Source organism: Pantoea cypripedii, from assembly GCF_011395035.1.
GTDB lineage: Bacteria > Pseudomonadota > Gammaproteobacteria > Enterobacterales > Enterobacteriaceae > Pantoea > Pantoea cypripedii_A.
This window is the reverse complement of record NZ_CP024769.1, coordinates 100,067-124,832: the sequence shown is the minus strand read 5'-3', so window position 1 is coordinate 124,832 and position 24,766 is coordinate 100,067. Positions and strand designations below refer to the sequence as shown.

Genomic DNA, 24,766 nt, shown 5'->3' with positions numbered 1-24,766 from the left:
GATGAGGTGGCGATTTACCTGATGTTACTGCGCACCACCGGTGCGCTATTTTTTCTCGCACTGGGCTGTAGCGTGGTGGGTGGTTTAAGCAACGCCGCGCTGCTGGCATTAATCAACCAGGGGCTGAACGCTACGGACGCGCAACGCCTGCAACTGGCCTGGCAGTTTGGTCTGCTGGCGCTGCTGATGCTCGGTACCCGAACCCTGAGTCAGTCACTGTTTATGGCGATGGGCCAGCGCAGCAAAGCACAGCTGCGACGCATGCTGGTGCAGCAGGTGGCGGATGCCCGCTACGCCGATCTGGAGCTGCACGGTATGCCGCGCGCACTCAGCATCCTGACCCAGGATCTGGATCAGGTGGTGATATTTTTCGTTTCGCTCCCGGCTTTTGTCATGTCGCTGGCGGTGATTATTGGCTGTATGGCCTATCTGGGTTACCTGTCGCCGGTGGTGATGGGGATTGCGGTTGTGACCGTGCTGATTGGTTCCCTCGCCTACAGCTGGGTTCATCGCCGTGCGTTGCAATTGATGCGCCAGTCGCGCCAGCGCGAAGAAACCCTGACCGGCGATGTCAATGCATTGTTTAGCGGGGCCAAGGAGTTGCGGCTGCACGCCGCGCGCAAGCAGGCGTTTCTGCATAATCGATTGTTCACCACTATTGAGAAAGTGCGCGTCGAGCGCACGCGTGGTTACGTGTTGTATTCGCTGGCGAATATCTGGGCCAGCGTATTTTTCTTCGCGTTTATCGGTGTGGTGATGTTTCTGCTGACCCGCGTGCTGGACCTGCACGGTGCGGTGTTGTCGGGGTTTGCCATGGTGTTTCTTTATATGATTGTGCCGATTGAAAGCGCGCTCTCTACCCTGCCCTCGCTGACCCTGACCCAGGTTGCCCTGAAGCGCATCAATGCGATGCAGCTGCAATTACCACCCGAGCAAACCCATATCGATTCGGCCCCACTGGGATTTCAGCGGCTGGAGCTGCGCGACCTGACCTACCATCATGGCGCAGCGCAGGGTTTTCAGGTCGGACCGATTTCGCTGCAATTTACCGCCGGTGAACTGGTGTATCTCACCGGCGGTAATGGCAGCGGCAAAACCACGCTGGCCCGGCTAATTACCGGCTTATATCAACCGGATGGCGGCGAGTTGCTGCTGGATGGTGTGGCCATCACCGATGCCAGCCGCGCGCGCTATCGGCAGCTGTTCTCGGCGGTATTCAACGATTTTCACCTGTTCGACGATCTTCAGGGGATTGATACCGCACGCTGGAATGATGAAGCACAACAGCTACTTGAAGCGTTGCAGCTTAACCACAAAGTCACGTTGCAGGATGGCGTATTTTCGACGCTGGCACTCTCCACCGGCCAGCGCAAACGGCTGGCGTTACTGGTGGCGTGGCTGGAAGATCGACCATTTTATCTGTTTGATGAATGGGCTGCCGATCAGGACCCGGCGTTCCGCGAAGTGTTTTATCACCAGCTGCTGCCCGCGTTGAAAGCGCGGGGTAAAACCGTGCTGGTGATAACCCATGACGATCGCTATTTTCACCTCGCCGATCGCTGCCTTAAACTGGAGCTGGGCCAGCTACTTAACGCTTAAGCCGCCCGGCCGCTCTCTCGCTCGCCACCCGACGGCGGGCGATAAATTCCGCGATCTGCTGCTGCGCTTCGGCCAGCCTCTCTGCTGAAGCGCTGCGTGGTGAACCGCTGTGGAACGGTGGTGCCGGATCGTACTCCATCTGCAACTGAATATTTTCTGCCGCTGCACGGCCCAGCAGTTCTTCCGCTACCGTCAACGCAAAATCGATACCGGAAGTCACGCCAGCACCGGTGATACGGTTACGGTCGCGCACCACTCGCTCCTGTACCGGCGTCGCCCCAAACAAACTTAATTGATCCAGCGATCCCCAATGGGAAGTGGCGCGATAGCCCTGCAACAATCCCGCCGCACCCAGCACCAGCGAGCCGGTGCAGACCGAGGTCACCCACTGCGCCTTGTCGGCCATACGCCGGACAAAATCCAGCGTTTCGTCATCTTCCATCAGCGCAATTTGCCCCGGACCACCAGGGATACAGATCAGATCCAGTGGCGGGCAATCCGCAAAGGTGGCCGTCGGCATGATGGCTAACCCCCGGTCAGACATCACCGGCTGGCGATCTTTCCATACCAGGTAGTTATTCACGCCCGGCATCCGCACGAAGACTTCCCACGGGCCGGTAAGATCGAGTTGTGTCAGAGAAGGAAAAAGCAGCAGGCCAATATTGAAAGGGGTGGACATCGCCATGATCGGCTCCTGTTGGGAATCATCGGCTTATCATGGACTTATTTGGCGGAAGATGCATCTGCTTCCTAAGCAACCATTGATTAGGTTGTCGTCATATACAATACTTAGTACTATATATAGTGTGATTGCGAGCAGGGAAGCTCTAATAAAATCAACAAGGAAAAGTGATGACAAATTACGTTTTAAAACCGTTCGACAGGAACCTTAAAGGTACTGACGTCGACAACGGAAAGTTATGCAAAGCTGCAAAGGAAGTTATGGCGGGCCACTATGAAGCCAATCTGGGTGGGGATGTTTATAAAAAACGTATCCCATTAAACCGGGGAAAAAGTTACGGTGCTCGCGTAATCATCGCGTTTAAGTCAGGTCAGGATTTATTTTTCATGAATGGCTGGGTTAAAAATGATGTGAAGAAGAACAGTAAGGAAATCCCGGATGCTGAACTTGCGTTCTATAAAGCGGTTGCAGTGCAATTGATGTGTATGACGCCTGAACAGGCACAGATAGCCATTAAGGCAGGGAAAATGAGAGAGGTGAAGTGTGATGGTGAATCATCTTAAAGATTTGCAGGAAATCGCTCACGATTTCAACGAAATCGGCGTGGTTTCTGATGACCTGGTAAAACGTATTGATGCCCGCGTCCAGCTGCGAGAACTACGTGCAAGCCTGCCAGTAGTTCAGGATATGAATGGCGAAGAAATACGTTCCTTACGTGATCGTTTCCACTTAAGTCAGGCCATGCTGGCGTTGTACGTGAATATGTCCGTTGTGACTATTTCAAAATGGGAACGTGGTGAAAAAAAACCCAATGGCGCTGCGCTTCGCGTACTTAATACCATTGCGATAAAAGGTCCGGATGTCTTCGCCATCTGATTAAAAGCCCCAATAAATGGGGCTTTTTTTACATCCGCATTAATTCAGCACCGGTTTCCCCAGCGGCTGCGTGGGGCGTTCCGCCAGCGCAAACAGTTCCTCAACCCGCGCTTTCTCTTTGGCATCCACCGGCACCAGTACGCCGCAGGCGACAAACACCAGCAGGTTACCTGCCAGGCCGACAATGCCGCTGGTCAGCGAGCCGAGAGCCGGAATGTCATCGGGGAAAAATACCGTCAGCACGATGGCGATAATGATGCCGGTCATCATGCCGAGCAGTGCGCCCTGCTTGTTGCCAAAGCGGCTGAAAATACCGAAGAACAGCGGCACCGCCAGCTGGATAATCCCCTGGTAGGAGATCTGCGCCAGCAACTGCAAACGTGAATAGTTAAAGGTGAAATACGCCAGCAACGCAGCCGCCACAATAAACACCACCATGCCCGATTTTGCCAGCACCGTTAACTGACGATCGCTACGCGGTTTGTTCCAGGTGGCAAGGTCATTGGCGAATTGCGTGCCGCATACCTGCACACAACCATCGACGTGGCCGATGCTCGCTGCCAGCACAATCACCAGCGCTAACGCCAGCAGCCACGGACCACCCTGATCAAACAAGGCCGTGAAGAAACCGTTCTGTGGGTTGGCCTGCACATTCGGGTCCTGGCTGACCGCCGTAGCAAACAACATCAGGATGGCGTAGAAACCGCCCACCAGCAGAATGGTCAGCAACGTGCCCTTCTTCACCGCCTTGATACCGCTGGCCGTGTAGATACGCTGGAAGCTCATCGGCCAGCACATCGAACCCACCACGCCGGTGAAAATCAGGCTGAACATATACCACGAACCGTAATGCGAGCCTTCGGCACCCGGAATCTGCAACATCGTCGGTGGCAGTGACGATAGCTGACCGAAGCTGTGATCGCCATTGAATAGCAGCACCACACACACCAGCGCGCCCAGACCATAAGCGATGATGCCCTGGTACATATCGGTCATGATCAACCCACGCATGCCCATACTTACCGTCCAGTACTGGCGTACCAGAATCAGTAACACCCCCGCGACCAGACAAGTGGTGACGCCCCAGCGACCAAAGCTGGCGAACTCCACCAGCAACGCCAGTGCCTGGATGCCCATCACCACCCACGGAAACACGCAGATGATGCCAATGATCGATGCCACACGTTTGACCGCCGGGCTGTTGTAACGCATTCCCAGCAGATCGGGCTGCGTGGTCAGGTTAAAGTGCTGGCCCCATTTCCAGGCACGGCGCGCCATCAGATACATGGCGGTGACGCCAAGCGTGGAATACACCGCGCCGTAGAAGCCAATCACACCGCTGACAGAGAGCGCAAAAAACGCGGTGAAGGTCGCACCCGGCCACCAGGAGTTGGTGTAACTCATGGCGATATACCAGGGACCGTAAGAGCGCCCGCCAACGGCGTAATCGGAGAACGAAGTGCTTTTACGGTTGGTGGCATAAAGTACAGCAATCATGATCGCCAAAAATAAACCGATCATGCCAAAGGTAATTAAATAATGTGGTTCTGCGGCGCTAATTTTCATGATACTTCCTCATCCGCGGGAATCTCGCCAAATGCACACTCAGCGAGATACATCACCCATAATCCGACACCAAGAAATACCGCAATAGCCAGCCAGTAAATAATCGGCAACGGAATACCCAGAAACAATGCACTGCTGCCGCTGATGCTTAAATATAACGGCGGACAGAGCGCCAGCAGTAATAACGCCAACAGATAGACGGCAAAGATTTTATTTTTAATACGAATGCGATCGCGCAATTGTTGCGCCATGATCATGGTACTCATAATCCCCTCCGATATGTAGAATGACGGTGTTCGCACTCCTTTACCTGCTGTCAGACAGCCTTTCCCCTGTGGTGCAATAAGACCATATCCACTGGAACCCGCGCGATAAATCGCGCCGCTACGAAAACGTGCGATTATTGACCCGGTCGGCATCAATGCCGACCCTTCGGTTAATCAGAATAATAAGTTGATTAAACAGCGCGCAACCAGTTTTCCCAGTCGGGATGATTTAATACGCTGCGGGCGCGTAATTCTTTCCAGCGACCATATTTCGAGAAATCAAAATCAATCTCCGCCACCTGATGCTGAATAATCGCCCAGGTTGACCACTTCATATCAGCGAGATATTTATGGATCTGTACGCGGGCAAATATCGCGCTATCCACTTTGCCGAAATAATCTTCCAGCAACTCAAGTTCAATTTGCGGTGTAAAAAACATTTCGCCAAACCATAATGCCAGTTCGTAACAACGGTCATTATTCGAGGCATACTCGAAATCTACGAGACGAATTTCATCACTGGCATTCAGCATAAAATTCCCGGCCAGGGTGTCATTCATACAAGGCACGCTATCCAGTCCCGCGGCTTCCAGCGCCTGTTGTGCACGTTGCGCCTGTTTATGCAGCCAGACGGCATCCGCCGAAAAGGGAGCATTGAGCGCCTGCACCTGTCCAATATGTTCATTAAGCATATCGAACACGGTTTTGTTCTCGGTAAGCAGCGGCTGGTCGTTAAAACTTTTCAACGCATGCAACGCGCGGTGGCGAATCGCCGGTTGTTGAAAATCGAGGTTGGATGAAGCTCGCCAGCCGTCAATAAACTCGAATATCTCCACCCCTAACTCGCGCAGATAAGCCACTACCGGCACGCCATAACCGGTTTGTGCCGCCTTGACGCTGGCCTCGTGTGCGGTGTCCCGATTGATAAACCGCTCGGTGCCTTCACCGGGAATTTTGACGAAGTAAGCACTGGGCGCACCTGCAACCGCCACATGCCAGTTAGCGTTCGAGATTCCCCCGCAAACCGGGCGATAGTGGATGGTTTTGTTCTGCCAGCCGGGCATCGCAGCGATTGCCTGCTCCAGACGCTGCTCCTGCCAGCTTACGGCTTGTCCGGGTTGTTTACTCATCGTGATTGCTCCGCTGTCAGGGTTAACCAACGTTCGAATCGGGGATCGCGCGCGCTCTGGCGGCAGCGCAGCAACATCCACTGGCCAAGTTTGGCAAACTCCAGCCCGCGTGCGCTGGTGTGGCCATTCAGCATGCCCCACAGTGTCCAGTGGTAATCATCCGCCAGCGCGTACAAACGGCAGCGCGCGACATCGGCTTCGCTGCATTCACCGCGCCAGGCGCGGATCGCATCGCGCCAGCGATCATCAGTGGGCAACTGTTCATGAATTAAGGTGGCGATATCATGCCAGGCATCGCCCTGCGCCGCGTAATCGAAATCCAGCAGACGCCAGTCACCCTGGCTGTTGACCATCCAGTTACTGGCAATCGGGTCGCCGTGAATCAGCACCGGCGTAAAGGGTGCAGCCAGCAGTGCCTGCCAGGCCAGATCAACACACTCACCGAGCCATACCATCTCCTCCGGCAATGCGATGTTTGCCTGCCCTATTTGCTGGCGCAGCCGCAGCATGTCCTGCTGACGCGTATGCTGTGGCAGCGGTAACGCGGCATCGTGCAAGCGGTCCAGGATGCGAGTCAGCGCGCCGAACTGCGCCGGGTCGCTGAAGCTGGCCAGTTTCGCCCAGCGAAAATCGTCATCCAGCGCGGCGAAGATCAGCACGCCAGCCTGTTCATCAACATGGCGCAGCGCAGGGGCAATGCCCAACTCACCGGCCTGACGACTGATTTCGGCACTGCGGCGCACATCCAGCAGCGCGCGTTGATCATCACATAACACTTTGGCGTAAAAGCGCTGGCCCGCATGCTCAAGTCGAAATCCTGCCCACTCCGTCGCCAGCCGATGGGGTGAAGCCACCCCGGCGCAGCCGGGTTCGACAACAAAGCGCTGACCGGGTTGCCACGCTTCCAGAACCTGTTCTAAGCGCGTCATCATGCGGTTTCCTCCGGGACGGGTTGCAGGATGAGATCGCTCAATAGCGCCATCAGCAGGTCCAACCCACGATGCAGGTCGTCAGTGGCGGTAAATTCACGCTCGTTATGGGATAACCCGCCCGCACTCGGGACAAACAGCAGCGCGCTGGGGCAGTGATAACTCAGGCTGACGGCATCATGCCCGGCAACGCTACGCAGCGGCATGGCACTCAGACTGAGGTGTTCTGCCTGCTGCAACGCGCGCTGTGCCAGTCCGGCATCCAGCTGTTGTCGCGCGCGAAATTGCGCGCGATCGAGGCTGACATCGGTAGCGGTGGCCTGAGCAATCGATTGCATCTGCTGGCTGAAGCTGTCACGTAATTGATGCAACAACGCCTCATCAGCAGAGCGGAATTCGATGTACACCGTGGCTTCAGACGTCACCACGTTGGGGGAGTTGGGGCTGGTTTCGAGACGCCCCACCGAGGTGTGCAGGATTTCTCCATGACGATCGGCCTCGGCACGTACCGCAACGATAGTCTGTGCCGCCGCCAGCAACGCATCACGACGGCGACTCATCAACGCCGGGCCGGTGTGGTTTTGCTCACCGCGAAACGTCACCTGCCATTTCAGCGCCGCCCAGGTTTCCGTCACCACGCCAATCTGTTTACCCTGTTGCTCAAGGTGCGGGCCCTGTTCCACATGCAATTCGAGGTAGGCGCGCAACGGCAATGCCGGTAGCGTTTTACCGCGATAACCAATTTCTGCCAGCGCGGTTGCCAGCGTGATGCCATCGGCATCGGTACAGGCCAGTGCGTCATCCAGCGTCACAGCGCCAGTGAAGACCGAGCTGCCGATCAGGCTCGGCTGAAAACGCGCGCCTTCTTCATTGGTCCAGTTGACCACTGCGAGGTTGCATTGTGCTTCAGCGGGATGGTCACGCAACTGCCGCGCCAGCGCGGCAAGGGTGGCTGCGGCACCGGTGACGCCGTAAGCGCCATCGAAACGTCCCCCGAGCGGCTGGCTATCGAGATGCGATCCACACAGCAGCCAGGGTGCCCCTGGGCGCAACGTCATCAGACCAAAAATATTACCGATTTCATCAATCTTTACGTCAAAACCCTGCTGGGTCAGCCAGGTACAAAAGGCATCGCGTACCTGTTGATCTTCGGCGCTGGCCGTCAGACGATGCAAACCGCCTGCCGCCGTGGCACCAATGCGGCTGCTGGTGGCAAACAGCGCATCAAATGCCTGATAGTCGCGTGACGTCATCCGCGGCCGTGCCGGGATGGAGGATGTTGACATGGGCGTTCTCCAGACTCGCTACAAAAGCTGCCGGTGGCGGCGCATTGGTCACTAAGGTGTCGACCGCGCTGAACGGCAGCGTATTCACAAAGGTACGCAGTCCAAATTTGCCTTCATCCGCCAGAATCACACTCTGGCGGCAGTGCGTGCTCAGCACGCGCCGTAATAACGCCTCCGGCTCCTCGTAGTCCATAAAGCCGTTGTCCCGATCCACCGCGCCGATGCCCATAAAGGCGATGTCGTAGTGAAACTGCCGGGCAAAATCCAGCGTATGGGGGCCAATCAGTGCGTTATCATTACGCCGGACGCGCCCTGGTGTTAGCGTCACAGCATTCTCGCTCTGCTGCGTCAGCAGCGTCGCAATATCCAGTGAATTAGTGATAATTTTCAGCCGCGAGAAGCGCGTCAGCTGTTGTGCCAGCGCCAGCGTCGAGGTGCCGGTATCAAGGAACAACGCCATCCCCTCTTCAACCAGTTCACTCGCCAGCTGCCCCATACGCACTTTGGCGCGCGGTTTAATGCGGCTGCGAATTTGCAGCGGCTGCTCCTCGCTCGGCACCGGCAGAATCGCGCCACCGTGCACCCGACGCAGCACGCCCTGTTCTTCCAGATACTTCAAATCGCGGCGGATGGTCTCTTCCGATACCACAAACTTCTGCGCCAGTTCGGTGACGCGCACACGTTTGTCGTGGCTCAGTACCCGTTTGATCTCATCGAGTCGCGGCTGATTGATCATGCTTACCCTTCTGTTTCTGCGAAGAAAAACGCAGTATACCCATAGAATCCTGACAAGGTATTCGCTACAGGTTGGGAGAATGCTGATCCCATGGCATTAATGCTTCCAGCGCGGCGCAGAACTGCAACACCTCCCCTTCAGCATAACGACGTCCGATCACCTGTAATCCCACCGGCAAGCCTTCCGGGGTAAAACCGCACGGAACCGTGGCTGCCGGATTACCGCTCAGATTGAAAGGCCAGGTAAAGGGGGTCCAGCGCGCCCACTCCACGCCACTGTCCCCGTCCGGTTGCCCTGGCGGGACGTGGCGATCAGCGGCAAAGGGCAGAATCGGCAGCGTAGGCGTAATCAGTAAATCCACCTCATCAAACAACGCGTGTACCTGGGTGGCAAAATGGGCGCGCTGTTTTTGCGCGTTCAGGTAATCGGCCAGATCGATACGTTGCGCACGTTCAATCAGGGCGGCAAAACCGGGGTCCAGCTGGTCGAGCTGCTGCCGGAGTGCTGCGCCATAGGCGATGCCGCGTCCCCCACTCCACAAGGTATCGAAGGTGCCGAACGGGCTTTGCCAGCTGAGGGGCTTCGCGGTCAGCGTGATGGGCAACGCATGCGCCATCTGCTCAACGGCCTGTTCAACACAGGCGGCAATACGGGCATCCACTGGCGTGTTAAACAGCGTCGGGCTGTAGTGCACACGCAGCGGTGGCAGCGGTGCATCACAACGTTCCAGCCAGCTTTCGGTTTTCGCCGGTAACGCCTGATGATCGCGCGCATCCGGGCCGGAGAGCAGATCAAACAGCAGCGCGCTGTCTCGTACCGTGCGGGTCATCGGCCCGGCATGGCTGAGCATTTCCGTCGCCGACCACGGCCAGGTGGGAATACGACCCAGCGATGCCTTGAGGGCAAAAATGCCGCAAAATGCACCAGGAATCCGCACCGAGCCACCGCCATCAGAACCCAGCGCCGCAGGCACCATGCGTGCCGCCACGCTAATCGCCGATCCAGAGCTGGAGCCACCGCTGGTCAGGGATGGATCCCACGGGTTACGGCCATGACCATACACGCGAGAATAACTGGATCCGGTCCAGCCAAATTCGGTGGTGGCGGTTTTGCCAATAATGATCGCCCCGGCCGCTTTTAAGCGCGCAATGATCGGTGCATCGCTATCCGGGACATTATCCATAGCGGTGAGCGATCCTTTGCGGGTACGCAATCCGGCGGTGGAAAACAGATCTTTAATACCGAACGGCACGCCATGCAGTGGACCGCGCAATGTTCCCTGCTGGCGTTCACGGTCGCAGATTTCCGCTTCGGCTAATGCCTGCTGGTCATAGACATCGCCGAATGCATTCAATGTGGGATTGTGGGTTTTTATTTGCTGTAAACAACTTTCCACTAAAGCCACGCTGCTGCGTTCACCCTGACGAATCTGTGCCGCTGCGGTTAATAAATCCGGCATACCCTGCATATTTCACGCTCTGTTATTCCGACTAACTGTTGAGCTGATAGTGGCATAGCTACACAGAGATGCAAGACCGATTTTTGTTGTTAATGTGGGATATGTTGTATTTATCTGGATGCAATGATAGGAAAGCGTGATGACAGGAGACAGCATAAAATGTCAGAGAATTGACACGCGGTTGAATATTTTACTAGCGGAATCACTGTTGCTGGTGCAGCCAGCAGTTTTAGCGCTCAGCGGACGATAAACGCGCGGAACATGAGACAACCGACAAATTGCCCCTTTTCCGCGCGCAGTGATAACAAAATCGTTTGATCAAAAATCGTCGTGCCCGATTACAGCCAGCCAGAACGTTTCAGTCGCCACCACATAAAACCGCAGATCATAAACGTCACCAGCAGCGCCACCGGATAACCAAAGTGGGTGTGCAGTTCCGGCATATCAGCGAAGTTCATGCCATACATACTAAAAATGATGGTCGGTACAATCAGCACCGCACCCCATCCGGCCAGCTTCTTGTTCACCTCACTTTGCTGCACCGATACCAACGCCAGATTGACCTGCATGGCGCTGGTGAGCATTTCGCGCATATCTTCAGCATCGATCATCACGTGGTGCGCATGGTCCTGCACATCACGCAGGTAGGCGCGCAGATTTTTTGGGATCAGATTTTCGTGGAAGCGTACCAGCTGCGGGCAAATCTCGGTGACCGGCATCGCCGCATTGCGCAGCGACAACAACTCACGGCGCAGATGATAAACCTCTTCCAGCGTGTCACGATGGAAACGGGTGGTGAACATCTGGTCTTCCATTTCGCTGATACGTTGACTCAGGCTGGCGGTAATTTTGGCGTAGTTATCAACGATACAGTCGAGAATGCAATACATGGCGTAGCCTGGCCCTTCGCTCATCATCGCCTGGTTTTTTTCGGCACGCGCACGGATGCCACCATAGCCATCGGTGGAACCGTGACGCACGGTGATCAGGAAGTTTTTACCGAGGAAAAAGTGCGTTTCACCAAAGGTGATACGTTGCTGATCGTCAAGGTGCGCAGTTTTGACTACCACAAACACTGACTCACCATACTGCTCAATTTTCGGCCGCTGATGCGCCACCAGCGCATCTTCAATGGCCAGCTCATGCAGGCTGAACTCCTGTTGCAGCGTCTGCATAAAGGCGGCATCCGGCTGATACAATCCCAGCCAGACAAAGGTGTTTTCTTCTTTTAACACCTCACTGATGTCGGCAATGTTGACGTTTTCTTCACGCTTGCCGTGGCGATAGACCACGCAGTTAATCACCATCTTATCCAGATCCTTCTTCTGCTGACGTCCTGTAATCATAGTCTTAAAGGTCATATTTCATCTCAACACAAGGTAACGCTGCACCGGCCAGCGCCGAGTGATACAGACTTTCTTTCACCACGCTAAAACCGTGACGCAGATAAAATCCACAGGCGTTGGGTGTCGCCGCCAGCGTCAGTTGGCGAAAACCACGCTGCCGTGCTTCCTGCACAATCGCCTGCATAATGGCGCTGGCGTAGCCTTTGCCATAACAGGATGGCAGGGTGAAGATGGCTTCAACGCTGCCATTCGCCAGATCGAGAAAACCGGTGGCAGCCGTGCCATAGCTGGGATCGTCAACCACAAAGAAAGGATTGCCGCGAATCGCTTCAAAATACCCCTCCGGTAACGCGTCCGGCGTCCAGGCGGCAATCACATCGGCGGGATACACTGCCTGACAACCGTGACGAATCGCAAGGTTACGGATACGCCAGAGTGCGGCAGCTTCATCAGGACGAGCTAAACGAGGTGTCATGGTTTCTCCTGCTGTGCTTATAATCCAGAAACGCGATCAGGAAGATACATAAGGTGAGTCACATGCAACTGTTCTCGGCACGACTGTTTCTGCGTCCGGTTGAAATGCGGGATCTGTATACCCTGTTCGCCATTTATGGCGATCCCGACAGCAACATGTTTAATCCAGCCGGTCCTTTTCCTGACCTCAACTTTACTGAAGAAGTGTTAACACGCTGGCTGGCGCACTGGCAATCCTATCCGTTTGGCAATTGGGCGATTTGTCTGCGCGAGCGATCTGAAGAAGTCGTGGGTTTTGGCGGATTAACGGTGCGGGAGTTTGCCGGCCGGCCCGTGAATAATCTTGGTTACCGGCTGGCAAAAGAGGTGTGGGGCAAAGGGTATGCCACTGAATTTGCCCGCACGGTGATTGCCTATGCCTTTGATCACTGCCAGCTGCCAGTGGTGGATGCGGCGGTACGTGAAGATCATCTGGCTTCACAGCAGGTACTGGAGAAGGCGGGGTTGCGCTGTTATGACCGGGTTGTGGACATTCCCGGCGCCCCCGCCAGCCTGGTGTATGAATTACGTGCGCATACCTGGCGCGATCAGGGGACACCGAGGTAACGCAGGATTGCCGTCATCAATGCCGCACCAATGATCACCACAATCAACGGTGCTTTGCGCCAGGCAAGGAAGACGGCAAACAGCACACCTGCGATACGGGCAACACCGGCGAAGTGAGTCCCTTCAAACAGTGCAGTGGTGACCGCCACTGCCAGCAGCAACACAGTGGCGGCGTCGGACAACATGCTGCGCGCGCGTTCCGACATCTGCATACGGCTACCGAGACGGAATCCGGCAAAACGGATCAGGTATGTCCCGCTCGCCAGCAGCGCGATACCCGCAATGATTAAGCCATTTTCCATTATTTACGCTCCCGCCAGCTCAGCAAACCTAATAAAGAAAACAACACCGGCATTCCGGCAGGCACAAATGGGGTGGCGAGTACTGAGAGCATGGCCCCGAGCGAAGCCGGTATGCGCGTGCGTCGCTGGCGCAGTGCCGGGAAAATCAGGGCGATCAGAATGGCGGGAAATACCGCATCGAGTCCAATCGCCGACACGTCCGGGATAAAACGACCAATCACCGCACCGCTGATCACGCTCAATGGCCAGATGGCAAAAATACCCAGACCGCAAATCCAGTAAGCCACGCGACGCTGGGCCAGCTTCGGTTGGGAAATGCCAAACACCACGCTTTCATCATTCATGATATGGCAGCCAAACAGCGCACGACCGCCCTGCCCGACCAAATCTTTTACCGCGATGCCGAACGGCAAATGACGCGCGTTGACCAGCAACCCGGCAGCCGCCGCAGTTAACGGGCTGCCGCCACCGGCGATAATACCAATAAACAGAAATTCGGATGCGCCCGCCAGCACCAGAGTGGACAGCGCAATCGGCACCCAGAGCGGGAAACCATCCGCTGCTGCCAGCGATCCATAAGAAAGTCCGACGATACCATCGGCCAGACAAACGAGGACAATCGCTTTTATCACCCCTTTATCCAGAGTCACTGCTCCCAGACGCATAATAATTTGATCTCATATCGAACAGGAAAGCCGTTATAATGAACGCCCCGACACCGTTTTACAAGATGAACGATCGTTCGTTATATCGAACAGGAGTAGCTTTGACCCCGCCGATTGACATTATTGCCGCCGGACTGATACGTGAACGCCAGCGCGCCGGACTTTCGCTGGCTGAAGTCGCGCGCCGTGCAGGTATCGCTAAATCAACCCTTTCGCAGCTGGAAGCGGCTAACGGCAATCCCAGCCTGGAAACGTTGTGGTCGTTATGTGTGGCGCTGAATATTCCCTTTGCGCGCCTGATGGAGCCGGAAGTGAAGCGGTTACAGGTGATTCGCAAAGGTGAAGGGATGGTGGTGTCTGCTGAACTGGCGGATTATCAGGCCGCGCTGCTGGCGAGTTGCCCGCCAGGCGGACGTCGCGATCTTTATCTGATCACCAGCCAACCTGGTGCACCGCGTGCGTCAAAACCGCATCCGCCCGGTTCGGTGGAGCATGTAATTATCGCCCAGGGGCGAGCATTGGTTGGCCCGAGTGATGCCCCGGTACTGCTCGGCCCCGGCGATTACATTTGCTATCCCGCCGACGAGCCACACCTGTTTGAAGCACTGGAGCCAAATACCATGGCGGTGCAGCTGTCGGAGCAGAATTGAGCCAAAGGGATAACTTTATGTTGTTACCAGCGGATCAGCATTGTTTTCTGCAACCGGAGCTGCCACATCTGCTGGCGTTTCGTTCACTCTCCTCTGCCGTGGGGGTTCTCCGGCAGCAGCATCGCACCACACTTGTCCACCACTTCGCCGGTGGACCTGACAAGCCGTGAGTCACTGGAAAACAGGTCTCTTCCCGCGCGCGCTGCATCCCCACGCTCTGATCGCCCGTCTTTGGAGCATCTGCCTTCGGCGTCCAGGACGACAGTTACTGACAGTCCGGCGGAATTATCGGGAAAAGACCTGAACTTCTGGATTTCGCTCAATTGGTTGGTGAATTTGCTTCTTATCCTGGTTGCCAATAAACAGAAGAAATAGACCAAAACCGAAAGCCTGAAAAATAAATAGCGTTAGATTACGGCTGACGAACGCAGTAAAGGCTGCGTATGCACTTCGGCCTGAATATGACAACGATTCATCCAGGAAGAACACGCTAATATTCAAGGAGATAATATTTATCGATGAAAATGTTTTTAACGCTGCCCCTCGTGGCATTCTCAGTCGCCAGCCATGCGTCTGACCAAACCCAAAACTGTGAACAGCGCAAAGCGGCGCTTCAGCGCCAGATGAGCTACGCCCAGGAATATGACAACAAATATGAGATTGCCGGGCTGGAACGTGCCATCACTGAAGTGAAAAGACACTGCCGCGATTCGGTTTCGCGTAACGGTAATACGGAGGAAATTCGCCGCAGGGAACGTGAAGTGAAACAACTGCGTCAGAAACTGGCGGATGCCGAAGATGCCCTCGACGACGCCCGCAATAATTAGCCTGGCAACAAACCGTAACGGCGCTTAAATCGTGCCGTTACGGCGTGCAAACCCGGTTATTTCGCCGTATACGACTCGCCACCCACATGGACTTTGTAAATACGGAAATTGGGCACCGGCGGATTATTGAAGTTCATCTCCCCACCGACCCAGCTGTTGAGATGGTTACTGACAAAGTAAAGATCGCCATGCGGTCCCCAGCCGATGGTATCCGGCCAGGCGATTGCGTCGCTGGTCACCCACGGGGTGACTTTGCCGGTTTTTGCATCACGCTTCATCAGGCCATTGAGCATCAGCGCTGTGAGATACAGATTGCCCTGCCTGTCCGCCGTGATGCCGTCGGTATTCGACGGTAACACCGTGTCCACCTTGATCGCCTGCTCGATCTGCGCTTCGCTGTTATTAAAGTTGCGTAGCACGGCGGTTGGCACTTTCATCAACCGGTTACCCGTCAGATTGGTCCAGTAAAGGGTTTTCTTATCACCGGATAGCGCAATCCCGTCGGCACCGGTCAGCATCGGATTGGCTTTACCGTCTTTATCCTTCAGCACTTTTTCACCGTGGATACTGAAGGTAAAACCAGGCTGGTCGTTAACCCATTCAGGCGCAGATAACACCCGTTTGGCCTCACCGGTTTTCATTTTGTACACCAGCAAACCGCCTTTCAGCGGATGGCACATAATGCCGGAATCGGTGATGTAAACCACACCGGCATCATTATCTACCGCCACATCATTGAGGAATGAACAGGTAAAATCGACCTGATCGTTGGTAAAGGTGTAACGCGCCACTTCTTTGTTTTTATTTAAATCCCAGGCCACCAGCTTTTCATCACCGGGTTTATTCGGCGCACCCGCAATGTGGCCCTGATCGAGAATCCACATCACGTTATTACGATCGATCTCAAATCCCAGCACCGCCTTTAAACCCTGCGGATTGTGTACATCGTTCATCGCTTCGCTGGGGAAAGGTTTCAGCATCCACTGCCCATCCTTTTTCACCAGTTTTGACAAGGTCGCGGGCACTTCAGGACCACCCCAGCGGGCGGTGCTGACATACAGGTTGCCGTGCGCATCGACTTTGACACCATGCAGCATCGCTTTGGTGTCGTTCTTTTGCCATGCCGCGGCAGCAGCAGGATCGCTCAGGTCATAAGGCAGACGGTTCCACTCGGCGACCACATCCAGTTTGGGTTGTGCCGCTGCCAGCGCTGGCAATCCGGCCCCGCTCGCTATGAGTAACAACATCAGCGCAGAACGCTTTTTGAGCGGGTATGAGGGAGATGCATAGAACATAATTTTACCCCTGAAGGATGGTTTTATTGTGGTTATGTGTCGATTTCTGACATGTCAGAATCTAGCATCCTCGTTTATCAGGTAAAGGGGCCATGTGGTGATTTTGCATACTGCCTCACAAAATCCAGCGCAGACATCAGTCGGGGTTATGGCGGCTATCAGCTGAAATGATATGTGATCTTTGCCGCTCTTCGGCATTCTTTGTCTTCTTTCCCTGGCTGCGTCAGGGGGAAAAAGCCATACCCAAACTTCTTTCATCACATTGATTATCAATAATATTCTCACAAAACCAAAACTAACATGTTAGATTGAGAATTGGATATTGCCTCTCGGACTGCAAGATCTGTGCTCAAATCCACCTCCCTGCGTGATAGTCATCACATTAAATCGCTATCTGCTGCACTTTTTGTGATCGATTTAGCAAAGAACTAACATACACCTAACTTTATTCCTGCCACCTGATAGATTTGTGACATGTCAGTTTTATCACCCAGTGACATTCAGCGCGAAGTTAACGTCCATGCATGGTGAGGCATTACCTCAACCCCACCTTGCACCACCACCCCACCAGGGAGCAGACGTTTTCTTTTCGCGGCTTCTCACGCTGTCATTCAATCGTATAAGAATCAGGAAAGCAGCCATGAGTACTTTGACAGAGAGTAAAACGCGCGATGTTATCAACGACATCGAGCACACCACTATCCGTAAAATCATCACCATGCTGGTGCCGCTGATGGTGGCGATGTACGTGGTGGCCTATATCGATCGGCAAAATATCAGTTTTGCCAAATTGCAGATGGTCAGCAGCCTCGGCTGGAGTGAGTCGGCATTTGGCCTCGGGGCGTCGCTGTTCTTTATTGGTTATCTGATTTTTAGCGTACCGGGTAACCTGATCCTGTCTAAGGTCGGTGCGAAACGCTGGTTCGCCCTCAGCCTCGCTGCCTGGGGCATCATCACCATCGCCCTCGCCTTCACACAAAGCCTGACCATGTTCTACAGCCTGCGCTTTGTGCTTGGACTGGCGGAAGCCAGCTTCTATCCCGGCCTGATTTATTACTCAACGCAGTGGTTCCCGACTAAATACCGTCCGCGCATTGTCGGGTTCCTCGTCACAGCCAGCATGTTTGCCAATATGATTGGTGCCCCGCTTAACGGCGCGCTGCTCAGCATGCACGGCATTATGGGTTACGAAGGCTGGCAATGGCTGTTCCTGATCACCGGCCTGCTGGCGATTGTGCTTATCGTTCCGATCTTGTTCTGGTTCCCGATCAGTCCGTCCCACGCCTCGTTTCTGACAGCCGAACAAAAGCAATGGTTGTCACAACGCCTGGATGAAGAACGCCGTCAGGAGACCGATAAATCTGTCGATACGCTATTCAAATCCCTGACGGATAAACGCGTACTGGCGCTGGCCCTGGTGTATGGCTTTATCTGCTTCGGTGCTTATGGCATCAGCTACTGGATGCCCACCATCGTGAAATCATTCGGGGTCACCGATATGACCAACGGATTCGTCAATATGATCCCCTGGGCGCTGGTGATGATCATGCTGCGCTGGCTGACACAGAAGCCGGAACGCACCAATAACCCGTTCATTAATGTCGCGTTGCCGATGTTTACCTCTGCCGTCTGCCTTATCGGTTCGGTGTGGTTTGCCAGCCAGCCGGTCATCAGTTTTGCCTTTATCTGCGGCGTGGTGTTATCGGTATTCGCCATCCAGCCCTGCTTCTGGAATCTGACCAAATTCCTCTCCGGCGCATCAGCGGCTGCGGGTATTGCCATCATTAACTCGCTGGCTAACCTCGGTGGTTTCTTCGCCCAAAACACCATCCCACTGGTCCGCGATCAAATGCAAAGCGCCACCGCGCCGATGGTCTATCTCAGCATCGTCATGCTGGTAGGCGGGATCTGCACCATGATGATCATCAAATGGCTGCAACGTCAGCGCGAACCCAGCGTTGCTCCGATGCCGGGACATTAATCTAACATTTCAGATTTAATCAATAAAACGTGACGCATATCACCAATATCAGACTTAAATCTTGCTGATACGGATATTCACCGTCAACATCAATCAAAACTAACATGTCAGTTTAAGAAGGTTGTCATGAAAAAGATTGTGGTTCTCGAACCGGGTTACGTGCATTACCGTGAAGAAGAAGCCATTCTCGCCGCCTTTCATCCGCAGTTTGTGGTGATCCCTGCCAATACCGCGCGGGACACGCTGCTGGCACAGTTGCGTGATGCCGATGCCGTGATGCTGCGTGAAGCACGCCTCGACAGCGGCATGATCGCCGCACTGGATAAATGCCAGGCGGTGGTGCGCTACGGCGTCGGGGTGGATAACGTCGATCTCGTGGCGGCGAAAGAGAAAGGGATTTATGTCGCCAACGTACCGGATTACGGATCGGAAGACGTCGCCGAACACGCGCTGGCCTTGCTGCTGGCCGCTACCCGCCGCATTACCTCACGCAATCAGCAGGTTCATCAGGGCCAGTGGAACATCGGCCAGGCTGAACCCATGTTCCGCATGAGCGGCAAAGTGCTGGGCGTGGTGGGCTTTGGTCGTATCGCCCGCTGCCTGGCGGCTAAAGCTCGCGGCATCGGTTTCCGCTCGCTGCTGGTGTGCGATCCGCTGCTGGATGCTCAGGCCGCAGAAGATGCCGGGGTGGTCAACGTCTCGCTGGAAACATTGTGTCGTGAAGCCGACTTTATCTCCCTGCATGTCCCGTTGTCAGAGAAAACCCGCCATCTGATCGGCGCGGAACAGCTGGCGATGATGAAACCCACCAGCGTGCTGGTAAACACCTCACGCGGCGGCCTGATCGATGAAACCGCCCTGTTTCAGGCCCTGCAAAATCGTCAGCTGTTCGCTGCCGGTCTTGATGTGTTTGAACAGGAACCCATCCGCGCTGACCACCCGCTCCTGACATTACCTGACGTGATTTGTACCGACCATACCGCCTGGTTCACTGAGGAATCAGTGATTGAACTGCAACGCAAAGCCGCGCAGGAAGTGCTGCGCGTTTTTGAAGGTAACAAACCCCTGAATTGGGTGAATCGTTAATCACCCGCCCTGCCAAGAGGAAGAGAAGATGTATAGCAAAGAGATTATTGAAGGTTATCGCGCCATTTTTTCCACCGCTTCGATTGCGGATGCCTGCGACCAGATTGTCGGTAAAACCATGTTCCTGCCGTTTGAGGTGAAGAACCGTATCAACGATAAGAAGATTGTCGGCCCGGCAGTAACCATCCTCGAAGATGTCACCGAGGAAAAATTACCGCCACAGCATGCGCTGGATGCCATTGATGAGTCAGAAGCCGGTTCCGTGATTGTGATCGGCGGCAGCCCGGCACTGGAAAACGTTGCTGTCTGGGGTGGCCTGATGACCGCTGGCGCAGTCGCGAATAAGCATGAGGGCGCGGTATTGATGGGCGGCGTGCGTGACTTAACCGAGATCCGCCGTGATTACGATTTCCCGGTGTTTGCCAAAACCGTGACCCCTGGCACCACGCTGGGGCGCTTCAAAACCCTCGACGCCAACGTCACCTTAACCCTGGGCGAGGTGACGATTCACCCGGGTGATTTGATTGTGGGTGATGTCGATGGCGTGGTGTGTGTCCCGCAGGCCCAGGTTGAAGCGGTGCTGGAACTGTCCAAATCCATCGATCAGCGCGAGCTGGAACAGGCCAAACTGATTATCCAGTCAGGATCGCTGCGTGAAGGGCTGGCCAAATACGGCCGCATTTAACCGTGATAAACGGCCACGGCACCCCGTCGTGGTCGTCTGACAGGATCAACAACATGAAAGATTTGGATATTCTCTCCTTCGGTGAACCACTCTACGAATTCAGCCAGTTACCGGGTGCACAGCAGCCGGTTAGCTACCTGAGCGGTTATGGCGGTGACACCTCAAACTTTGCCGTCAGCGCCGCACGTCAGGGGGCGAAAGTGGCGATGTTCACCCAACTCGGCAACGATGTCTTTGGCGATCAGTTTGTCGCCTTGTGGCAACAGGAAAACGTGCGCTGCGACTGGGTGCTGCGCCATGCAGATGCCCCTACCGGCATCTACTTTATTAGTCACGATGAACGTGGCCACCATTTTACTTTCTACCGTAAAGGTTCTGCCGCTTCACGCCTGCGTCCGCAGGATCTGCCGGAAGCTGCCATCGCAGCAGCGCGTCTGCTGCACACTTCAGCAATTACCCTGGCGATCAGCGATAACGCCTGCGACAGCGTTTTTGCTGCCCTGGAACTGGCACGCAAACATCAAACGGTCACCTCTTTCGATACCAACCTGCGCCTGAAGCTGTGGCCACTGGCACGTGCGCGAGCAGTGATCCATGAAGTCGCGCGGCAGGTGGATATTTGCATGCCAAGCCTGGATGAGGCACGTTTGCTGACCGGTTTGCAGGATGCCGATGCCATCGCCGATTTCTATCTGCAACTCGGCGTTAAACAGGTGGTGCTGAAAATGGGTAGCGAAGGTGCCATGTACGCCAGCGCCTCGGAACGCGTGGTCGCGGCAGGCCATAAAGTGGCGACCGTCGATGCCACCGGCGCAGGGGACTGCTTCTCGGGGGCTTTTCTCACCCGGCTGCTGGCGGGTGATGCCCCACAGAGCGCACTGCATTACGCCAACGCTGCCGCCGCACTCACCACCACGGGTTATGGTGCTGTGGCACCGATCCCTGACCATAACCAGGTTGAAACCTTCCTCCACGCGGCGCGTTGAGTTTGCCAGCCTGCCGAACAGCAGGCTGGCGTTTTCATTACAAACTCACTTCGGCTGGCATCACCACTTTCTTCGTCTGCGGTTTCAAGCCAAATAACAATGATGTGACCCGTGAGCGTTTTATCAGCCAATAACACAGGGTACTCACCGCCAGGCCGATGGCGCAGTTAATCAGCACATAGATAATCGACAGGTTGGCCGGCAGCCAGACATCCATCAGCCACGAGAAGGTGATCACCACCGGATAATGCAGCAGATAAATGACCAGTGCGGAATCCACCACCCCCGTCAGCAAACGGTTTTCTTTCAGCGGCAGACGTTCAAAGGTAAAGACCAGCCAGTAAGAAAGCAGCACTGACAGCACACTACCCATCAGCACCGGAAGATATTTCAATGCGCTACCAATATGCTGATGCGCAACCACATAGAATCCCAGCCAGGTGACCAGCGCCATCGCCGCTATCAACCATTTATTGAGCAGCCAGCTGTGCGCATATGTTGCGATTTTCTCTCTGTTAACATACAGCGCGAAGCCTGCGGCGTAATAAACCAGAAAGCGCGCGGTAACGGGAATCAATTCAATAAACTCACCCTGCCCTTTAATCAAAAATTTGAGTAAAAAACAGGCATTAGCCAGCAGGATTAGTGTCACCAGCAGCATCGGCAGCGATAATTTGGCTAATTGCCGGGATACAAATTGATAGAAGCTACCCGGAATCACCATGGACATTACCGACAGCGAAACCAGAAACCACAGGTGGTGCATCCATAAATAACTGTGTAACCAACCCGTTATGGATAAGGGAGTGCCTTTCATTTGCCCGGCAATTACATACATTAAAGGTGGAATAAACAAATATGCCGTGATGAGTGGCATCAGCACGCGTTTGCGGCGGTTCTCAAGAAAACTCTTTTGACCTTTGCGCAATACAATTAATGCCGCAAACATTCCCGAAAGAAAGAAAAACACTTCCATTCTGAATGTATGAAACATACTCAGAAAAGCAGTAAATAACTCGGACGGATCGCGCTGCGCGACATAATACCAGCCATTTTCACCTGGCAGACTTCTTGAAGCATGTAAAAGCACACCTTCCAGAATTAATCCCGCGCGCAGCAGGTCGAGACCGATATTTCGGCCAGAGAGAAATGATTGTGTATTCACGTTCGCACCTTCAGTGATGAATTATTTAAAGGGGAAAGGACCTCACTCAAAATAATGCTAGCATTTCACTCACTCATTTACAGTTCGTTTACCTAATTTAAGAATATCGCTATTGCTTTATAATCAAACCCTGCAACAGCATTAATATTGCGAAAAATAAATGCAGCAGATAAAACGTGACACCCTGATATTATTTGGCATGCACCTGAATGAATCTCCACTCCTTAACCGAATGATTTTCCTGGCATGGTATTATCTAACCCATCCATTAAAGGTCAATTTATTTATAAACATTTCACAATGAAAATATAAAGAAAATGTAATTATAATTTTATCAACAGGAAATCCAGCCCGCCTTACAATACAACCACTAAAAATCACCAACATAATGATTTTAAACAAAATAAGATCTTTATCTTAATTTTTCATTGAAGTAATTTATTTTAAAATCCTTTAGGAGTCTTCTGATGGCACTTCAGCTGCCGTCATATGGCATATATACTCACAATCTTAAATTCTTTCATATCCCGTGACTAAAGGCGCAATCGTCATGAAAGCGAAACTGTTGCACATTGGAATATTTTTCTCATCATGCACAGCAATCAACCCGGCCATATCTGCCACTGGCACTACCAATAATAATTTTATTATTGAAGCTTACGGTGGTTCGAGCACTCAGGGAGCGATGGCGGTCCGGGAAAACGGTAAGGTTCATCCTGTTTTCATAAAAAATAACGAAATAGGCCTTATTAACCAATTCATCAAAGAAAAATACGGCGCGGGTATCTCCGTCGTCAACAAAGGTGCATCTTCATCGCAAGCCATGGACCTTTTAAATGGAAAGTATTTCTATAAAAACAATAAAAGCTGGCGTGAAGAAATGAAAAAATCCCCTGCCAGGATCATTTTGCTGAATTTTGCGACTAACGATGCGCGCCATTTTCATTTTCGGGATATTGAGCCGGATTATCGTGTCAGCCCGGATAAATACACTACGGTAATGACGCAACTCGTGAATATTGCTCGCGAAGCAGGAAAAGAAGTGATCCTTCAGGAACCACATCCTATTTGCGGCGGCGGTGAGAAATGGCATATCGCGCCTTATGTCAGCAAACTTGATGCCGTGGCACGCGCGGAATCCGTGCCGCTGGTCAGGCAGTATCAACGTATTTTGCAGATGAAAGACTGGCAATCGTTACTGTCACCTGACTGTATTCACCCCTCAGAGGAGCTGTATCGCATCAAGGCCCAGGAAACGTTCTCGGTGCTGGTGGCAAATTATGGTCCTGAGTTAGCGGCCGCCGGACGACGACATAACGCTGATAACGAGCAGACGGCTAAACGTTAATCTGGCTGTGCGGAGCGCGATTTACCTCATGTCCGAATGGCTGCATTTCTGGTATACATACTGCTCCGATTAGTGGTGGAGCAGACAGTAAAACTATGGCGCAGGATCTTCTGAAAGATGTGGTGTACAAACGAATCAAGGACATGATCGTTAATGGCTCGCTGCCAATGGGCGGAAAGCTTTCAGAGTCAGCCCTCGCCACCCGTTTAGCGGCAAGCAAAGCCCCGGTCCGTGATGCCTTGCGGCGCTTGCAGAGCGAAGGTCTGGTGCAGATCAAACCAAAGAGCGGCACCTTTGTGTTTAGCCTTAACGATCTGGAATTTAAGGATCTGCTGGAATTTCGCTTTTATGTCGAATCCAAAGCGATGGAGCTGGCGCTGAAAAAGAATCCGAAGCAGCTGGTGCAGGAGATTTCGGCGATACTCGATAACATGGAGTTCTGCATTAACAACGGCTCCACTGTGGAATACATCCGGCTGGATAACCTGTTCCATCAGGCGCTGTTTACCTGGTGCCAGAACCCCTATCTGGAGCAAGCCTACACGCTGATTTCATCGCGCATGGCGACCATCCGTAACTATCTCGGCAGCAATGATGAGCATATGCATCGCTCATGGAATCAGCACGTCACCATTGTGACCGCGCTACGCAACAACGATTACGACAGTGCGCTGGTGGCTTTACAGGGCCATATCCTGCCGGAATTTGGTGCCTACTGGGGTTTGCTCTAATCCCGTCGTCGCCGGGTCATCGCCCGGCGTCTCCCCCTTTCCCTTTACCCTCCCCGAACAATCTCCCTTGTCATCTCTGGGTTATTATTG

The 24,766-nt window shown here is 53.9% G+C and carries 27 protein-coding genes; 13 read left to right on the top strand and 14 right to left on the bottom strand.

Annotation, left to right across the window (positions count from 1 at the left end):
* Nucleotides 1-6 precede the first annotated feature (6 nt).
* Nucleotides 7-1,599, top strand: a complete 1,593-nt coding sequence (locus tag CUN67_RS20975; RefSeq protein ID WP_208717394.1) for a cyclic peptide export ABC transporter — start codon at nucleotides 7-9, stop codon at nucleotides 1,597-1,599.
* On the opposite strand, the gene CUN67_RS20970 is transcribed toward CUN67_RS20975, so the two are convergent.
* Entirely contained in the window at nucleotides 1,589-2,278 is a 690-nt protein-coding gene (locus tag CUN67_RS20970) for a DJ-1/PfpI family protein (RefSeq protein ID WP_208717842.1), read from the bottom strand. The genes CUN67_RS20975 and CUN67_RS20970 overlap by 11 nt on opposite strands.
* 173 nt (nucleotides 2,279-2,451) lie before the next feature.
* Here CUN67_RS20970 and CUN67_RS20965 point away from each other — a divergent pair, with 173 nt between their 5' ends.
* Nucleotides 2,452-2,844: a type II toxin-antitoxin system RelE/ParE family toxin gene (locus tag CUN67_RS20965; RefSeq protein ID WP_208717393.1), complete on the top strand. Its 393-nt coding sequence runs from the start codon at nucleotides 2,452-2,454 to the stop codon at nucleotides 2,842-2,844.
* The gene (locus tag CUN67_RS20960) at nucleotides 2,828-3,157 is read left to right on the top strand and encodes a helix-turn-helix domain-containing protein (RefSeq protein ID WP_208717392.1); all 330 of its coding nucleotides are present in this window, start codon (nucleotides 2,828-2,830) and stop codon (nucleotides 3,155-3,157) included. The genes CUN67_RS20965 and CUN67_RS20960 overlap by 17 nt, the downstream gene beginning before the upstream one ends.
* A gap of 39 nt (nucleotides 3,158-3,196) precedes the next feature.
* Here CUN67_RS20960 and CUN67_RS20955 read toward each other — a convergent pair whose 3' ends face one another.
* From CUN67_RS20955 to CUN67_RS20915, 9 genes are all read right to left on the bottom strand, one after another.
* Entirely contained in the window at nucleotides 3,197-4,723 is a 1,527-nt protein-coding gene (locus tag CUN67_RS20955; protein WP_208717391.1) for a sodium:solute symporter family protein, read from the bottom strand.
* Nucleotides 4,720-4,989: a hypothetical protein gene (locus tag CUN67_RS20950; protein WP_208717390.1), complete on the bottom strand. Its 270-nt coding sequence runs from the start codon at nucleotides 4,987-4,989 to the stop codon at nucleotides 4,720-4,722. Before CUN67_RS20950 ends, CUN67_RS20955 begins: the two co-directional genes overlap by 4 nt.
* A 191-nt stretch (nucleotides 4,990-5,180) precedes the next feature.
* Nucleotides 5,181-6,119 (bottom strand): choline/ethanolamine kinase family protein, encoded by a 939-nt coding sequence (locus CUN67_RS20945; protein ID WP_208717389.1) that lies wholly within the window; start codon nucleotides 6,117-6,119, stop codon nucleotides 5,181-5,183.
* Nucleotides 6,116-7,051: a phosphotransferase gene (locus CUN67_RS20940; protein ID WP_208717388.1), complete on the bottom strand. Its 936-nt coding sequence runs from the start codon at nucleotides 7,049-7,051 to the stop codon at nucleotides 6,116-6,118. Before CUN67_RS20940 ends, CUN67_RS20945 begins: the two co-directional genes overlap by 4 nt.
* Nucleotides 7,048-8,334, bottom strand: a complete 1,287-nt coding sequence (locus tag CUN67_RS20935) for a Zn-dependent hydrolase (RefSeq protein ID WP_208717387.1) — start codon at nucleotides 8,332-8,334, stop codon at nucleotides 7,048-7,050. The genes CUN67_RS20940 and CUN67_RS20935 overlap by 4 nt, the downstream gene beginning before the upstream one ends.
* Nucleotides 8,273-9,070, bottom strand: coding sequence for a DeoR/GlpR family DNA-binding transcription regulator (locus CUN67_RS20930; protein WP_208717386.1), 798 nt, complete (start codon nucleotides 9,068-9,070; stop codon nucleotides 8,273-8,275). The genes CUN67_RS20935 and CUN67_RS20930 overlap by 62 nt, the downstream gene beginning before the upstream one ends.
* Nucleotides 9,071-9,134: 64 nt before the next feature.
* Nucleotides 9,135-10,529: an amidase gene (locus CUN67_RS20925; RefSeq protein WP_208717385.1), complete on the bottom strand. Its 1,395-nt coding sequence runs from the start codon at nucleotides 10,527-10,529 to the stop codon at nucleotides 9,135-9,137.
* Between the two features lie 338 nt (nucleotides 10,530-10,867).
* Nucleotides 10,868-11,836, bottom strand: a complete 969-nt coding sequence (gene corA / locus CUN67_RS20920; protein ID WP_208717841.1) for a magnesium/cobalt transporter CorA — start codon at nucleotides 11,834-11,836, stop codon at nucleotides 10,868-10,870.
* 43 nt (nucleotides 11,837-11,879) lie between these two features.
* Nucleotides 11,880-12,350: a GNAT family N-acetyltransferase gene (locus tag CUN67_RS20915; RefSeq protein ID WP_208717384.1), complete on the bottom strand. Its 471-nt coding sequence runs from the start codon at nucleotides 12,348-12,350 to the stop codon at nucleotides 11,880-11,882.
* Between the two features lie 62 nt (nucleotides 12,351-12,412).
* On the opposite strand from CUN67_RS20915, the gene CUN67_RS20910 reads away from it, so the two are divergent.
* Complete coding sequence (locus tag CUN67_RS20910; protein ID WP_208717383.1) at nucleotides 12,413-12,955, top strand: GNAT family N-acetyltransferase; 543 nt, start codon at nucleotides 12,413-12,415, stop codon at nucleotides 12,953-12,955.
* Here the strand turns inward: CUN67_RS20910 and CUN67_RS20905 are convergent.
* Both CUN67_RS20905 and CUN67_RS20900 read right to left on the bottom strand, forming a co-directional pair.
* Entirely contained in the window at nucleotides 12,937-13,257 is a 321-nt protein-coding gene (locus CUN67_RS20905; protein WP_208717382.1) for an AzlD domain-containing protein, read from the bottom strand. The genes CUN67_RS20910 and CUN67_RS20905 overlap by 19 nt on opposite strands.
* The gene (locus CUN67_RS20900; RefSeq protein ID WP_208717381.1) at nucleotides 13,257-13,922 is read right to left on the bottom strand and encodes an AzlC family ABC transporter permease; all 666 of its coding nucleotides are present in this window, start codon (nucleotides 13,920-13,922) and stop codon (nucleotides 13,257-13,259) included. Before CUN67_RS20900 ends, CUN67_RS20905 begins: the two co-directional genes overlap by 1 nt.
* A 101-nt stretch (nucleotides 13,923-14,023) precedes the next feature.
* Here CUN67_RS20900 and CUN67_RS20895 point away from each other — a divergent pair, with 101 nt between their 5' ends.
* The 3 genes from CUN67_RS20895 (at nucleotide 14,024) to CUN67_RS20885 (ending at nucleotide 15,399) form a co-directional block, all read left to right on the top strand.
* Nucleotides 14,024-14,572 (top strand): helix-turn-helix domain-containing protein, encoded by a 549-nt coding sequence (locus CUN67_RS20895; protein ID WP_208717380.1) that lies wholly within the window; start codon nucleotides 14,024-14,026, stop codon nucleotides 14,570-14,572.
* 17 nt (nucleotides 14,573-14,589) lie between these two features.
* The gene (locus CUN67_RS20890; protein WP_208717379.1) at nucleotides 14,590-14,742 is read left to right on the top strand and encodes a hypothetical protein; all 153 of its coding nucleotides are present in this window, start codon (nucleotides 14,590-14,592) and stop codon (nucleotides 14,740-14,742) included.
* 348 nt (nucleotides 14,743-15,090) lie between these two features.
* Nucleotides 15,091-15,399 (top strand): DUF1090 family protein, encoded by a 309-nt coding sequence (locus CUN67_RS20885; protein WP_208717378.1) that lies wholly within the window; start codon nucleotides 15,091-15,093, stop codon nucleotides 15,397-15,399.
* A 56-nt stretch (nucleotides 15,400-15,455) separates the two neighbouring features.
* Here the strand turns inward: CUN67_RS20885 and CUN67_RS20880 are convergent, their stop codons facing one another.
* Nucleotides 15,456-16,694 (bottom strand): L-dopachrome tautomerase-related protein, encoded by a 1,239-nt coding sequence (locus CUN67_RS20880; protein ID WP_208717377.1) that lies wholly within the window; start codon nucleotides 16,692-16,694, stop codon nucleotides 15,456-15,458.
* A gap of 640 nt (nucleotides 16,695-17,334) precedes the next feature.
* On the opposite strand from CUN67_RS20880, the gene CUN67_RS20875 reads away from it, so the two are divergent.
* The 4 genes from CUN67_RS20875 (at nucleotide 17,335) to CUN67_RS20860 (ending at nucleotide 21,432) form a co-directional block, all read left to right on the top strand.
* Nucleotides 17,335-18,675, top strand: a complete 1,341-nt coding sequence (locus CUN67_RS20875; RefSeq protein WP_208717376.1) for an MFS transporter — start codon at nucleotides 17,335-17,337, stop codon at nucleotides 18,673-18,675.
* Between the two features lie 126 nt (nucleotides 18,676-18,801).
* The gene (locus CUN67_RS20870; RefSeq protein WP_208717375.1) at nucleotides 18,802-19,761 is read left to right on the top strand and encodes a C-terminal binding protein; all 960 of its coding nucleotides are present in this window, start codon (nucleotides 18,802-18,804) and stop codon (nucleotides 19,759-19,761) included.
* Nucleotides 19,762-19,789: 28 nt separating this feature from the next.
* Nucleotides 19,790-20,446, top strand: a complete 657-nt coding sequence (locus CUN67_RS20865; RefSeq protein WP_208717374.1) for an RraA family protein — start codon at nucleotides 19,790-19,792, stop codon at nucleotides 20,444-20,446.
* A 53-nt stretch (nucleotides 20,447-20,499) separates the two neighbouring features.
* Nucleotides 20,500-21,432, top strand: coding sequence for a sugar kinase (locus tag CUN67_RS20860; protein ID WP_208717373.1), 933 nt, complete (start codon nucleotides 20,500-20,502; stop codon nucleotides 21,430-21,432).
* A gap of 37 nt (nucleotides 21,433-21,469) precedes the next feature.
* Here the strand turns inward: CUN67_RS20860 and CUN67_RS20855 are convergent, their stop codons facing one another.
* Nucleotides 21,470-22,597 carry an acyltransferase family protein gene (locus CUN67_RS20855; RefSeq protein ID WP_208717372.1) on the bottom strand — a complete coding sequence of 376 codons (1,128 nt, stop codon included), beginning with the start codon at nucleotides 22,595-22,597 and terminating at the stop codon, nucleotides 21,470-21,472.
* Between the two features lie 550 nt (nucleotides 22,598-23,147).
* Here CUN67_RS20855 and CUN67_RS20850 point away from each other — a divergent pair.
* Both CUN67_RS20850 and CUN67_RS20845 read left to right on the top strand, forming a co-directional pair.
* A complete protein-coding gene (locus CUN67_RS20850; RefSeq protein WP_208717371.1) occupies nucleotides 23,148-23,945 on the top strand; it encodes an SGNH/GDSL hydrolase family protein in 798 nt (265 codons plus the stop codon).
* Between the two features lie 95 nt (nucleotides 23,946-24,040).
* Entirely contained in the window at nucleotides 24,041-24,676 is a 636-nt protein-coding gene (locus CUN67_RS20845; protein WP_084881200.1) for a GntR family transcriptional regulator, read from the top strand.
* Nucleotides 24,677-24,766 lie beyond the last annotated feature (90 nt).